At 73.3% G+C, this 13376-nt stretch carries 13 protein-coding genes; 3 read left to right on the forward strand and 10 right to left on the reverse strand.

The window, feature by feature from the left end; genetic code table 11:
• Positions 1-4: 4 nt before the first annotated feature.
• Genes C4T78_RS11310 through C4T78_RS11350 form a run of 9 tightly spaced genes read right to left on the reverse strand, consistent with a single transcriptional unit; the run spans position 5 to position 9862 of the window.
• Positions 5-943, reverse strand: a complete 939-nt coding sequence (locus tag C4T78_RS11310; RefSeq protein ID WP_093356728.1) for a glycosyltransferase family 9 protein — start codon at positions 941-943, stop codon at positions 5-7.
• Positions 934-1620, reverse strand: coding sequence for an SDR family oxidoreductase (locus tag C4T78_RS11315; protein WP_093356729.1), 687 nt, complete (start codon positions 1618-1620; stop codon positions 934-936). The genes C4T78_RS11310 and C4T78_RS11315 overlap by 10 nt, the downstream gene beginning before the upstream one ends.
• Positions 1604-2980 carry a PfkB family carbohydrate kinase gene (locus C4T78_RS11320; RefSeq protein ID WP_093356731.1) on the reverse strand — a complete coding sequence of 459 codons (1377 nt, stop codon included), beginning with the start codon at positions 2978-2980 and terminating at the stop codon, positions 1604-1606. Before C4T78_RS11320 ends, C4T78_RS11315 begins: the two co-directional genes overlap by 17 nt.
• Entirely contained in the window at positions 2977-3546 is a 570-nt protein-coding gene (locus C4T78_RS11325) for a D-sedoheptulose-7-phosphate isomerase (protein WP_093356732.1), read from the reverse strand. The genes C4T78_RS11320 and C4T78_RS11325 overlap by 4 nt, the downstream gene beginning before the upstream one ends.
• Positions 3543-4754, reverse strand: a complete 1212-nt coding sequence (locus C4T78_RS11330; protein WP_093356733.1) for a glycosyltransferase — start codon at positions 4752-4754, stop codon at positions 3543-3545. Before C4T78_RS11330 ends, C4T78_RS11325 begins: the two co-directional genes overlap by 4 nt.
• The gene (locus C4T78_RS11335; protein ID WP_093356735.1) at positions 4751-5710 is read right to left on the reverse strand and encodes a glycosyltransferase; all 960 of its coding nucleotides are present in this window, start codon (positions 5708-5710) and stop codon (positions 4751-4753) included. The genes C4T78_RS11330 and C4T78_RS11335 overlap by 4 nt, the downstream gene beginning before the upstream one ends.
• Positions 5707-6723: a glycosyltransferase family 9 protein gene (locus C4T78_RS11340; protein ID WP_093356736.1), complete on the reverse strand. Its 1017-nt coding sequence runs from the start codon at positions 6721-6723 to the stop codon at positions 5707-5709. Before C4T78_RS11340 ends, C4T78_RS11335 begins: the two co-directional genes overlap by 4 nt.
• Positions 6720-8228 carry an HAD-IIIA family hydrolase gene (locus C4T78_RS11345; protein WP_093356737.1) on the reverse strand — a complete coding sequence of 503 codons (1509 nt, stop codon included), beginning with the start codon at positions 8226-8228 and terminating at the stop codon, positions 6720-6722. The genes C4T78_RS11340 and C4T78_RS11345 overlap by 4 nt, the downstream gene beginning before the upstream one ends.
• Positions 8225-9862: a carbamoyltransferase family protein gene (locus C4T78_RS11350; RefSeq protein WP_093356740.1), complete on the reverse strand. Its 1638-nt coding sequence runs from the start codon at positions 9860-9862 to the stop codon at positions 8225-8227. Before C4T78_RS11350 ends, C4T78_RS11345 begins: the two co-directional genes overlap by 4 nt.
• Before the next feature lie 220 nt (positions 9863-10082).
• Between C4T78_RS11350 and C4T78_RS11355 the strand changes: the two genes are divergently transcribed.
• The 3 genes from C4T78_RS11355 to C4T78_RS11365 are packed head-to-tail and all read left to right on the forward strand — an operon-like array spanning position 10083 to position 12425.
• Positions 10083-10979, forward strand: coding sequence for a polysaccharide pyruvyl transferase family protein (locus C4T78_RS11355; RefSeq protein ID WP_107916120.1), 897 nt, complete (start codon positions 10083-10085; stop codon positions 10977-10979).
• On the forward strand, positions 10976-11851 hold the full coding sequence (locus tag C4T78_RS11360) for a glycosyltransferase family 2 protein (RefSeq protein WP_093356742.1): 876 nt from the start codon (positions 10976-10978) through the stop codon (positions 11849-11851). Before C4T78_RS11355 ends, C4T78_RS11360 begins: the two co-directional genes overlap by 4 nt.
• 28 nt (positions 11852-11879) lie before the next feature.
• Positions 11880-12425, forward strand: coding sequence for a GAF domain-containing protein (locus C4T78_RS11365; RefSeq protein ID WP_177247738.1), 546 nt, complete (start codon positions 11880-11882; stop codon positions 12423-12425).
• Here the strand turns inward: C4T78_RS11365 and C4T78_RS11370 are convergent.
• Entirely contained in the window at positions 12382-13317 is a 936-nt protein-coding gene (locus C4T78_RS11370) for an NAD-dependent epimerase/dehydratase family protein (protein ID WP_177247748.1), read from the reverse strand. The genes C4T78_RS11365 and C4T78_RS11370 overlap by 44 nt on opposite strands.
• Positions 13318-13376 lie beyond the last annotated feature (59 nt).

Here is a 13376-nt window from a genome sequence, read left to right on the forward strand (position 1 = left end):
TGCCTCAAGCGATTCGCGCGAGGAGTTTCCCGGCTGCTTCGATCACCTGCCCGGGGCCGAGCGCCAGCAGTCCCGGGCTGGGTTCGGCGGCGAACGTGTCGCCGCTGCGCCCGTCCCAGAGCGCGATGTGCGGACCGTCCGGCGGCGGGCCCCAGCGGGCCGGAGCGACCGGGCCGAACAGGACCACCGACGGCGTCGCGAACGCGGTGGCCAGGTGCGCGACACCGGTGTCACCGCACACCACGAGCTCCGCGCGGGCCACCAGACGCGCGAGCTGCGGCAGATCGGTGCCACCCGCCAGCACGGCGTCCGGCGCGAGCCCGGCCAGTTCGGCCAGTCGCCGGGCGATCGCGCGTTCGTCGGCGGTGCCCGTGATGACGACCCGGTGCCCGTTGGCGGTCAGCCACCTCGCCACCTCGGCGAAGCGTTCCACCGGCCAGCGCCGCGCCCCCCGGCTCGCGCCGGGGTGCAGCACCGCCGAGCCGGGCGGCGAGGGACCGGTCGGCTCCGGCAGCCGCAGGTCCTCGTGGTCGGCGTCGATTCCCCAGTGCTCCAGCAAGCGGCACCAGCGGCGCACCTCGTGCTGGTCGTCGGACCACTCCGGCCCCGCCACGGCGGGAAAGGCCGGGTGGCGGTGGGTCAGGATCCGCCGGGCCCGGGTGCTGCACACCGCGGCCACCGACTCCGGGCCGCTGCCGTGCAGGTTCACCGCCACCTCCGGTGGCCGCCGGCGCCATGCGAAGTCCGCGAGGCCTTCGGTCGGGTGGAGCTCGTCGACCTCCGGCAGCAGCGGGAGCAACCCGCCCAACGCCCGCGGCGCGGCGAGCACCAGGCGGTGCTGCGGGAACGCGCGCCGCAGCCCGCGCAGCGCGGGAACAGCGGTCAGCAGATCCCCCAGACCCAGCGCGCGGAGGGCGAGCACCGAGCCACCGCTCACGGCCACGACGACTCCTGCGAGTGGCACACGACCATCTCGCGGACCTCGCAGCCGGGCGGCTGGCTGAGCGCGAAGACGACGGCCTGCGCAACGTCTTCCGGCCGGTTCAGCTTGGCGTCGGGCGGCGGCTTGTACTGCTCGTCGCGGCCGTCGAAGAACGCGGTGTGCATGCCGCCCGGCACGAGCAGGGTGACGCCGACCCGGCCGCTGGTCTCGGCGGCCAGCGCGCGGGTGAGTCCGACGACGCCGAACTTCGACGCGCAGTAGGCCGTCGCCTCGCTGACCGCGCTGATGCCCAGCGTGGACGCGCAGGTGACCACGGTCCCGCTGGACCGCTCCAGGTAGGGCAGCGCCGCCCGCACCACCGCGGCGGTGCCGAGGAGGTTCACCTCGATGACGCGTTCCCAATCGCCCGGCGGCACCGACCCGAGCGGCCCGCAGGAATCGATCCCGGCCGCGGTGAACACCCCGTCGAGCCCGCCGACCGCATCGGCGAGCTCCTGCACCGCGTGCTCGGCGGCCCTCCGGTCGGCCAGGTCGACGCAGGCGAACTTGACCGGCGCCGAGGGCGCGGCCCGGTCCAGGACCAGCGGGGTCCCGCCGGCCTCCCGCACCGCTTCGACGGTGGCCGCGCCCAGCCCGGACACACCGCCGGTGATCAGCACATTACCCAGCTCTGCCATGGCACTCCCTCCGAATCCGGCTGCCGTGCTCCAGGTCGCGCAGGATCCTGCTCGTCGAGTAACCGTCCACCAGCGGGACCAGCACCGTCCGGCCACCGTGGCGCTCGACCACTCGTGCCTCCGGTAGCTGATCGGGTTCGTAGTCGCCGCCCTTGACCCAGATGTCCGGGCGGAGCTGCTCCAGCAGCCTGCTCGGCGAGGTCTCGTCGAACTCGGCCACCGCGTCCACGCATTCCAGCGCCTCCAGCAGGCACCTGCGGTCCTCCGCGTGCACCACCGGGCGCGGCGGGCCCTTGAGCCTGCGCACCGACTCGTCGGAGTTCATGCAGACCACCAGGGCATCGCCCAGCGACCGCGCCCGGTTGAGCAGGTTGATGTGCCCGGGGTGCAGCAGGTCGAAGCAGCCGCCCGCGGCGACCACCCGGCCGCCCCAGGAGCGGACCTGCTCCACCCGCGAGAACGACGAGCCCGGGCGCGGCGGCGGCGGTTCGCTGCCGTCGCAGGCCCACGCCCCGGCGCCGCCTTCGGCCACGAACCGGCTGGCGCAGTCCACGCCGTAGCGGGCCGCTTCGAGCAGCGGGACACCGCGACCGAGCGCCAAGGTCACCGAGACGGCGAAGCTGTCGCCCGCACCGCAGACGTCCGGTCGGCGGCCCACCAGCTCGGGCGCGCGCAGGAACTCGCCGGGCGGGCTCACCACGGCGCCGCGCGCGCCCATCGTGACCGCCACCGCGCCGCAGCTCCACCGCAGCCGCAGGGCCTCCGCGCCTTCAGCGGACCCGGCACCGGCGCCGAACGACAACGCCTCGGCGTGGTTGGGCACCACGAGATCGGTGCGCGGTACCGGCTCGGCGCCACGGGGATGCGGATCCCACACCAGCGGCACGTCGGAGGGCAGCCTCGCCAGCTCGCGCCGCAGCCACGAGTTCCGGGTGATCCCACGGCCGTAGTCGGCCACCAGGACGGCGTCCGCGCTGCGGAGCGCCTCGAACGGGCCTGCCGCCAGCGGGATGTCCGGCACCATCCCGTCGCCGACGTCCAGCCGCACCAGCGACTGGCCGTCCGCGCGGACCCTGGTCTTGCTGGGCGTCCCACCGCTGAAGGGCGCGTCGAGCAGCACGCACCGAGCGGCGAGCAGGCGGTCGAGCTCGCGCCCGGCCGAGTCGTCGCTGCGCCCCGTGATCAAGGTGACGTCCGCGCCGCTGGCGTCTCCCAGCACCGCCGCGAGCGCTGCCCCGCCCGGACGGCACTTGCGCGCCGCGACGTCGACCACCGGCACGGGTGCGTCCGGGCACAGCCGCTCCGCCCCGCCGGACAGGTCCACGTCCAGCAGCGCGTCTCCCACCACTGCCAGCTTCACGGCTCCACCTCCCCGATCGTCAGCGCGTCGAACTCCGCGCACAGGGCGTGCACCAGGGCCAGGTGGATCTCCTGGATGGTGGCCACGCCGGACGCGTCGACCGCGATCGCGTCGTCGCAGGACGCCGCGAGGCTGTTGGGGGCGGGCCCGGTCATCGCCCACGCCCGCATCCCGATCTCCCTGGCGGTCTTGGCCGCGGCGATCACGTTGTGGCTGCGACCGCTGGTGGACAACGCGATCAGGACGTCGCCCGCGCGGCCGTGCGCGCGCACGCCTCTGGCGAAGACCTCCTGCTCCCCGTAGTCGTTGAGGATCGCGGTGAACGCCGAGGAGTCGGCGTGCAGCGGGATCGCCGCGTAAGGCTTGCGGTCGCGCAGGAAACGGCCGGCCAGCTCACCGCTGAGGTGCTGCGCCTCTGCCGCGCTTCCTCCGTTTCCGCAGGTCAGCAACCGGCCGCCGCCCTCGAGCACGTCGACGAGCGAATGGGCCCAGCGGCGGACCGTCGGCGCCGCGCCGCAGGCACGCCGGGCCGCGGTGCCGAGCGCGGTGAAGTGTTCCTCGATCACGTCGCTCCTCCTCCCAGCACGACCGGGGCCGCCAGGACCTGCCGGTAGACCGCCTCGGTTTCCCGGACCAACTCGTTCCAGCCGTAGTGCGCGCGCGCCCACGCCACGCCTGCCGCCCCGAGTTCCGCGCGCCATCTCGGACGGGCGAGCACCTCGCGCACCGCCTGGGCCACGGCGGCCGGGCTGTGCGGCGGCACGTGCAGTCCGTTGTGGCCGTCGAGCACCGTGTCCAGGTGGCCTCCCACGGCGCTGACCACCGGCGGGGTTCCGCAGGCCATCGCCTCCACCGGCACGGTGCCGAACGGCTCGTACCAGGGCGTGCTGACCACGACGTCGACCGACCGGTAGAGCTGCGGGGTGCGCTCGTGATCGACCTGCCCCAGGAAGGTGGTCCGGTCCGCCACCCCCGCCCGCTCGGCAACCTCCCGCAGCCGTCGGACCTCCGGATCGCGATGCCACCGGGGTCCCGGTGGCCCGCCGGCGATCAGCAGCTCCGCGCCCGGGATCCGCCGCAGCGCCCGGATGACGATGTCGATCCCCTTGCGCTCCACCAGCCTGCCGATGCACAGGATCTTGGGGTGCTCGTTCGGCGGGCCACCGCCCGGCCCGGGCCGGAACCGCTCCAGATCTATGCCGCACGGCACGACGGCGGTCCGCTCCGCGGGCAGGCCCATCTCCGCCAGTTCGGCGACCTCGTCGGAGCAGGTGGCCACCACCTTCTCCGCGCCGAGCGCGATGTCGGCCTCCAGCTCGATCCGCTGCGGCGGACTGGTGTCCTTGTCGCCCTGGTGGCGGCGCTTCACCCGGCCCAGCGCGTGGAAGGTCTGCAGCACCGGCACTCCCGTGCCGGCCGCGCCGCGCTGGGCCGCCAGACCGCTCATCCAGAAGTGCGCGTGCACCAGGTCGGGCCGGTCCGCCGCCCACCTCTCGGCGAGCCGGTCGCCGAACTCGCCCATGTGCGGCAGCAGGTCGTCCTTCGGCACGGGTTCGGCCGGCCCGGCTGCCACGTGCTCGACGACGAAGCCCGCCTCGGTGCTGACGCGGTGCGGCAGCGATGCGTCGTCCCGCCGCGTGCACACGACGACGTCGTGACCTCGCCGGGCGAGCCCCGTCGCCAGCTCCGCCACGTGCGCGTTCTGCCCCCCGGCGTCGACTCCGCCGAGGGCGGCCAGCGGACTGGCGTGCTCGGAGACCAGGTCGATCTTCATCGCGACACCTCCTGCAAGAGCTCGTCCCAATCGGCCAGGAACCGGTGGAGCGAGTGGCGCCGCAGCGCCACCGCCCGCGCCGCGGCGCCGGTTTCCCGGGCGAGATCGACGTCGGCGGCGAAGTCGGCCGCCGCCTCGGCGAGGACCTGCGGACGCGTGGAGATCACCCCGGCCTCGGGCGGCACGGTTTCCACCGCCGCGGTGCTCGCGAGCACCACCACGGGCATGCCGATCAGCATCGCTTCCAGCAGCGAGAGGCCCAGCGACGTCCAGCGGAACGGGTGCGCGTACACCCGGCGCCTCGCCAGCTCGGCGTGCATCTCGCGCTGCGGCAGGTCCTCGTGCGCGGTGATCCGCTCGGTGCCCAGGTGCTGCGGCAGGTCGGCGACCCGCATCCCGAAGACGTCCAGCGGTACCGACGCGGCCAACCGCGGCAGCAGGTCGGTGCCGACGAGGCGGCCGCGGCGGATCGGGTCGTTGACGACGACGCCCGCGCTGGGCAGCTCGCCGGTGAAGCGGTGGCCTGGATCGACGATGCCGTGTTCGATCACAGTGGACGGAGCGCGGCCGGAATCCCAGAAGATCTCGTTGAAGTGGGTGACGTGCACCAGCGGGATGTCGCTGCGCTCGGCCAGCGGGTGGCGGGTCTCCACCGCCGGGCCGCGCGGCGTGTCGTGCTCGACGTAGACCGCGGGCACGTCGATGCCGGGACGGCGCCCGAGCCACTTCTCGGTCAGCTCGATCTCGTGCGGGCGCTGCAGGACGACGACGTCGACGTCCTCCTGCCGCAGCAGGTCCGGCTCGACCTCGACGGCGTTGTCCGGCCACTCGAAGGTCTGCGCCCGGCCGCGCCCGTCGGCACCGCGGCCCGGCGTGACCGGCACCAGGAACGTGTGCCGTCCGCGGACGAACGCCGTCGTCCACGAGCCGTGCACGTGCCAGACCAGGATTCTCACGCCGCGACCTCCTGCATCCGGTCCACCGCCGCGAGGACGTCGTCGGCGGTCACGTGCGACAGGCACGGGTGCCCGGGAACCGGGCAGACGCGAGCGCGCGTGTCGGCGCACGGAGCGCGTTGGTCGCCGAGCACGACACTGCGCACGCCGTACGGCGCCCACCGCGCAGCCCGCACCACGGGCGCGAACAGCGATACGACGGGAGTTCCCACCGCGGCCGCCAGGTGGGCCGGGCCCGTGTTCGGAGCCACGACCACGTCGGCTCCGGCGAGCACCGCCGCGAGCTGCGGGAGGTCGGTTCGACCGCCGAGGTCCACGCCGCCGCTGCCCGCGACCCGGGCCGTCAGCTCCCGCTCCGCCGCCGTCCCGGTGACCACGACGTGCCTGCCGGTGGCCACCAGGGCCCGGACCAGCGCGGAACTCCGGAACGCGGGCCACTGCCGGGCGGGAACCGATGCTCCCGGGTGCACGACCACGTAGGGCTGGGAACCGACCCGGCCGGAGACGTCCGGCAGCGGGGTGCGCACCCGGAGCCGCCCGTCGTCACCGCGCGGCAGCGGGAAGCCCGCCGCGCGGGCGAGCGACAACGCCCGCTCCGGTTCCGGTGGATCACCGTCGATCCGGTGCCGGACGTCGAGCAGCGAACCCGGGTAGTCCTCGCTGATCGCGGCGATCCGCGGCACTCCGGCCATCCGCAGCAGCAGTGCGAGCGGCAGCGGCGACTGGTGGAAGGAGGTGAAGATCACCGCACCCGCCGGGTCGATCTCCCGGATCCGGTCGATGAACCCGGTCATCGCCGGGGCGGTCACCGGGGGCGGTTCGGGGTCGATCCACGGCGCGCACCACCGCACCACCTCGTCAACGCCGGGCAGCATGTGCGCCGCCGCCGCGCCGCGCGGTCCGGCGACCATGACGACGGAGTCGGCGTGCGCCGCGACGGCGCGCACGGCCGGCCCGGCGAGCAGCACGTCGCCGACGTTGTCCAAGCGCACCACCAGGATCGGGTGGCTCACGATGATCCGCCCAGCACTCGTGCGATCGCCGCTTCGATGGTGGGGGCGACCTCGGCCGTCAGCAGCGCGCTGGTGATCTCCTCGGCCCTGGTGCGCTCGGTGGGCACCAAGATCGCCTTGGCACCGGCCGCGGCGGCCGCTTCGACGTCCGCGCCGGTATCACCGACCACCACGCAATCCCGCGGGGAGACGCGCAACTGCGTTGCGGCGCGCTCGATCAGGCCGGGTGCGGGTTTGCGGCAACCGCAGCCCGCGGCTTCGTCGTGCACGCAGCACTGCCAGGTGTCGAACGGCCCCAGCCGGCGGCGGACCTCCGCGTTGACGGCGGCGAGATCCGACTCGCTCAGCAGGCCGCGGGCCACTCCGGACTGGTTGCTCACGATCCCGATGGGAACCCGGTGCACCCGCAGCCGATCGAGCGCACCGCGCGCTCCGCGCATCGGCCGCACCTTCGTGGGATCACCGTTGTAGGGCACGTCGCGGATCAGCGTGTCGTCCCGGTCGAAGAGCACCGCGGCCGGTTTTCGCGGTCTCCGCCGGAGGTTCCGCACCTCGCCGCGCAGCCGGTGCCAGCACGCCACCGGCGGGATGAGCACGCTCGTCACCGCCATGCGCGCGAGCTCGCCGGGAGTCCGGGGGCCGGGCAGGATCCGGCGCAACCAGAACTCCGCGGTGAGCACCAACCACGCGGTGGCGCTGAACTTCGCGGCAGTGCGCCACCCCGGTCGTCGGCCGCAGGCGGCGGTCAGCGCGATCACACCCGCGACCGCGGTCGCGAAGTGCCGCCGGATGCGTCCGGGTCCTTCGCCGATCCGGTGCCGCCAGCGCCTGCCGTACTTGCGGCGCATGATGGCGTTGTCGGCGTTGCCCGCCTGCGCCCGGACGCTGGCGAGGAAACCCGCCGGGCGCACCGGGTGCTCGGTGATCCTGCTCCCGGTGACCAGGCGCCACCCCATCGCCTGCGCGCGCAGCGCGAGATCGGCGTCCTCCCGGAACGCCCGGTGGAACTCCTCGTCGAAACCGCCGCAGGCGTCGAGGACCTCCCTGCGGTACGCCATGTCCGCGGTGATCCACCACGCGGTGGCCAGGCCCGCCGTGCCGCGCTCCCAGTCGGTGGGGCGACGATCACCCGGCAGCGGAACCCTGATCGTCGCCTGGCAGGCGCCCACATCGCTGCCCACGTCCAGGTCCTCGGCGATCTGCTCCCGCCACGACGGATCCGGGACCACGTCGTCGTCCAGGAACACGACCCACTCGGAATCCGCGATGCGCCACCCCGCGTTGCGAGCGGCTGCCGGCCCCCGGCCGCCCGATCGAACCGTCCAAACAGGAAGCCCGGTCTCCGGGAGTTCGAGCGGTGCCGACGGCTGCGGGCGGTCGTCGACCACGAGCACTTCCTCCGGAGGATGACCGGTGTTCGCGTCCAGCGCTCTCAGCACTGTCGCCAGGCTCGCGCGTCCGGTCGTGGGGATCACCACCGCGTACCGGGGTCGTTGCCCGCTCACCGCGCACCGCCCTGACGCCGCACCGCGAACGGCCCGATGGCCAGCAGGTCGATCGCCGAGGAGCCGAAGCACTCCAGCGCGTCGGCCGGGCTGTCCACCATCGGCCGCCCGGCGGTGTTGAAGCTCGTGTTGATCACGGTCGGCAGTCCCGTGCGGTCGTGGAACGAATCCAGCAGCCTGGCCAGCAGCGGTTCTCGTTCGCGGTCGACGGTCTGCGGCCGGGCCGTGCCGTCGACGTGCACCGCGGCCGGGATCCGGTCCTGCCAGCCCGGCACCACGTCGTGCACGAAGAGCATGTACGGGCTCGGCAGCGGCCCGCGGGAGAACAGCTCACCGGCCCGCTCGGCCAGCGTCATCGGGGCCACCGGGCGGAACTGCTCGCGTCCCTTGATGTCGTTGAGCCGTTCGACGTTGCCGACGCGGCCCGGGTGCGCGAGCAACGAGCGGTGCCCGAGAGCGCGTGGACCGAACTCGCTTCGCCCTTGGAACCAGCCGACCGCTTCGTCCCGCGACAGCGCTTCGGCGGCGACCTCGGCGATGTCGTCCGGTCGCTCGTAGCGGACGTCGGCGGTCTTGAGCAGCTCCTCGATCTCGGCGTCGGACCACTCGCGCCCCAGGTCCGCTCCGGGCATCGGCGACACCGCGTCGCCGTTCTCGGCGGCGTGGTGCAGCGCCGCGCCGAGCGCCGTGCCCGCATCGCCCGCCGCCGGCTGCACCCACACGTGCCGGAAGGGGCCGTCCGTGGCCAGCCTCGTGTTCGCCACGCAGTTGAGCGCGACACCACCGGCCAGCGCCAAGCAGTCCTGTCCGGTCCGCTCGTGCAGCCACCCGACCACGTCGAGCAGGACCTCCTCCAGCCTGGCCTGCACGCTGGCGGCGAGTTGCGCGTGGACTTCGTCCAGCGAATCGCCCGGGCCGCGGCGCGGCGCCCACCTGTCCCACTCGATCTCGCCGATCTCGTAGAGCCCTTCGCCGGTGGTCCGGACGAGTTCGGCGAAGTCCGGCAGGAAGGTCGGTTTCGCGTACGAGGCCAGCGCCATGACCTTGTACTCGTCGCTGGACCGGTGAAAACCCAGGTGCTCGGTCAGTTCCTCGTACATCAGCCCGAGGGAGTGCGGCAACCGCTGCGCGGCGAGCACCTGCAACCGGCCGTCGACGTACTCCCCGGCGAGGGCCGAGGTGCTCTCACCGCGTCCGTCGACGGTCAGCACCGCGCAATCGCCGAACGGTGCGGCCAACCCGGCCGACGCCGCGTGCGCGACGTGGTGCGGCACGAAGTGCACGATCTCCGGGTCGAGCCCCGGCAGTGCGGTACGCAGGAAGTACGGCGCGCGAAGCGCGAAGGTGGTGCGCAGGTGTTCCCACTCCGAATCCACCCCGGACACCGCGTGATCCACCAACCGCGGGTCGTAGGAGCAGACGACGGCGTCGAGCTCCGACGCCGCGATCCCGGCCTTCCGCAGGCACCACGCGGCGGCCTGCTCCGGTTGTTCCCACGCCGAGAACGGAACCGGCTGCTTCCCGTGCTTGCGGCGGGAGAAGCGTTCCTCCTCCGCAGCGGCAACGATGCGTCCGTCCACGACCAGCGCGGCCGCCGGGTCGTGGAAAACGGCGTTGATCCCGAGGATTCGCACGGTGTTCTCCTCCTGCGGGTGCGGATGTAGCGGTGGGAGGCCGACCTGCGGAGCGGCCGTGCCTACATCGCTACCCTGCGAAGCGACTCTTAAACGCGCCACGCCTGTGCCCGCCCGGTCCGCGGCCGGATGCGCGCCAGTCGCTCACGGTCCGCAGTTGACTGGCATGTGCGCGGCAGCGCTCGGGTAGCCGATGCGAAGCAGCGGTTCAGGAGGTGTCGTGCGAGTTCTGATCACGGGATGGCCCAGTTTCCTGCACGGTGAAGCGACCGCGGGTGACGTGCTGAGCATGCGGCACCTGGCGGCTGAGCTGACGGCGCGGGACATCCGCAACGAGACGGCGTGGAGTCCGCGGTTCGTCCCCGGTGCACTCGGTCTCGACGACGCACGACCCGCGGACTACACGCACCTCGTCTTCGTCTGCGGTCCCGCGCACGGCTGGCAGGTCTGCGACCTGCACTCGCGGTTCCCGGACTGCACCAGGGTGGCGGTCGGCGTCTCGGTGCTGGACGAGGCCGATCCGGCGGTGACGGGCTTCCACCGCGTGCTCCCCCGCGACGGGGTCGGGGAGCCCGCGGTGGACCTCTCGGCCCCCGTCGACGCCCGCGAAGTACCGGTGGCAGGCGTCGTGCTGGCTCCCGGCCAGCCCGAGTACGGGAACTCGCGCAGGCACGAGGAGGTGCACGCCGAGCTCCGGTCCTGGCTCAACGACCTCGACGCCGCCGTGCTGGAGCTGGACACCCGCCTCACCGGCGACGACTGGCGCCTGTGCTCCACAGTGGACGAGTTCGTCGCTCTCGTCGACCGGATCGACGTCATGGTGACCACCCGCCTGCACGGCCTCGTGCTCGCGTTGTCCCGCGGCAAGCCGGTGCTGGCGGTCGACCCGGTGCGAGGTGGCGGGAAGATGTCGGCGCAGGCCGAGGCCTGGCAGTGGCCCGCGGTGCTCCAGCCCGGCCAGTTCCTCGGCGGCGATCCGCGGTCGCTGCTGGACCGCTGGTGGGCCTGGTGCCTGCGAGCCGCGGGGAAATCGGCGGCGCGGCAGAGCAGCACCACCAGCTCACCGCTGGTGGCCGCCGGTGTCGACGCCCTCCTCGCGGAGCGGGAGCGGGTATGAGCACCGTGCTGGACACCACCGTCGTGATCGCCACGCGCAATCGGCGCGCGGAGCTGCGCCGAACCCTGCGCGAGCTCTGCGCGTTGCGGCAGCAGCCGCAGATCGTCGTGGTGGACAACGCATCGACCGACGGAACTCCGCAGCTGGTGGCGGAGCAGTTCCCGCGGGTTCGCCTGGTCGAAGCACCGCGCAACCTCGGCGCAGCGGCGCGCAACCTCGGCGTCGATCACGCGGACAGCACCTACGTGGCGTTCAGCGATGACGATTCGTGGTGGACGGAGGGCTCCCTCGCCCGCGCTGAGGAGATCTTCGCCGAGCACCGCGGAGTGGGGCTGATCGCCGCGCGCACGCTCGTCGGCCGCGATGAGCGCCCGGACCCGGTCAACGACCTGATGACGCGTTCGCCGCTGCGCACACCCGTTTCGCTGCCGGGCCCGCGCATCCTCGGCTTCACCGCGTGCGCCGCCGTCGTCCGGCGGCGGGCGTTCCGCGCTGTCGGCGGCTTCAACGCCACGCTCTTCTTCGGCGCCGAGGAGAAGCTGCTCGCCTGCGATCTCGGCGCGGCCGGGTGGGACCTGGTCTACGTCGACGACGTGGTCGCGCACCACCACCCGTCAACGGCACGCGATTCCCCGCAGGCCAGGCGAGTGCTCGAGAAGCGCAACGACCTGCTCATCGCCTGGATGCGCTATCCGGCCGGGGCCGCCGTCGAACGGACTTTGAAGCTGCTCGGCGATTCCGTCACCACCGGGGCGAGCCGCCGCGCTGTTCTCGGGGCCGCGCGGCGGCTTCCGCGAGCTCTGGCGCAGCGCAGTCGCCTGCCGCCGGAGACCGCGCGGGAAGTGCGCGTGCTGGAGGAATTCGGCCGGTAGGTGCCAGCGACCGGAACGGGGGCGAGAGGTGGACGCGCACCGCACCCGCAGCGGACGCCGCTCCGCGTCCGCTGAACTCCTGCTGCGCGGGCTGCTCTCGGAACTCCTCGTCGCGGTTCCGGGTGCCGGCATGGGCGGCATCAGCTGCGCCGCCCCGGCCCGCTTGTTCCTGCACACCGACGAACGGGCCGGGCGGATCGATGCGGGCCAGCTGCGCGACGGCACCGGGCCGTGTCCGGAGGCCATGCGCACCCGCAGCGCCGTTCTGGCCGACGTCACGGAGATCCGGACCTGGTGGCCGGGCTTCGCCCGCGCCGCGCGCGAAGCGCGCGTCTTCAGCTTCCTCGTCGTACCGCTCATCGGCGAGCCGCAGCTGCGCGCGGCGGTGAGCCTCTACGGGCAGCGCTCGCACGCGTTCGCCGACGCCGACGTTCCGACCGCGCTGAACGCGGTGGCGCAGCTGCGGAAACAGCTGTGCGAGCTCTTGCGCGACGGGAGCGGGCGCGCGGCGCTCGCCCGCGAGACCGCGGCTACCCCGCTGCGGAGGCACCGCCCTCAGCGGCGAACCAGCTGATCGTGCGCCGCAGCCCCTCCACGACACCGACCTCGGGACGCCAGCCGAGCTCGCTGTTCGCCAGGCTGATGTCCGGGCACCGCCGGCGCGGCTCGTCGACCGCGGCGTCGGTGTGGCGGATCGGCGAGTGCGACCCGACCAGGCTGCGGACCAGTTCGGCCAGGCCCAGCACCGGGATCTCCCCGGGACGTCCGATGTTCACCGGAGTGGTGAGCCGACCGGCCGCGACGGCCAGCAGGCCGCGCACCGTGTCGTCCACGTAGCACAGCGACCGGGTCTGGCTCCCGTCGCCGTTGACGGTGATCGCTTCGCCGCGCAGCGCCTGGCACACGAACGTGGACACCACGCGGCCATCACCCGGCCGCATGCGCGGTCCGAACGAGTTGAACACGCGCGCGATCCGCGTTCCGACCTCGCGGTGCTCGCCGAAAGCCGAAGTGAGGGCTTCGGCGTACCGCTTCGCCTCGTCGTACACCGCTCGGGGCCCGACCGGGTTCACGTTGCCCCAGTAGCTCTCGTCCTGCGGGTGGCGCAGCGGATCGCCGTAGACCTCGCTCGTCGACACCAGCAGGAAGCGGGCGCCGTTGCGCTCGGCGAGTTCCAGCGCGTTCAGCGTCCCGTTGCTCCCCACCCGGAGCGTTTGCAACGGCATTCGGAGGTAGTCCGCGGGCGACGCCGGGGATGCCATGTGCACCACCAGATCGATGCCGTCGGCTTCGTAGCCGTGACGCGCTATGTCGTGCTCCACGAACTCGAATTCCCGTTCCGAGCGCAACGCGGCGAGGTTCCGCGCCGAACTCGTGCACAAGTTGTCGAGGCAGACCACCGATGTTCCGCGCGCGATCAGCTCCTCGCACAAGTGCGATCCGAGGAAACCGGCTCCACCCGTCACCACTGCCCGGCCGAAATCCCAGTACACCTGTCTCCCACCCCCATCGGCTCGCGATACGG

Source organism: Saccharopolyspora kobensis, assembly GCF_900108315.1.
In the GTDB taxonomy this organism is placed as follows: domain Bacteria; phylum Actinomycetota; class Actinomycetes; order Mycobacteriales; family Pseudonocardiaceae; genus Saccharopolyspora; species Saccharopolyspora kobensis.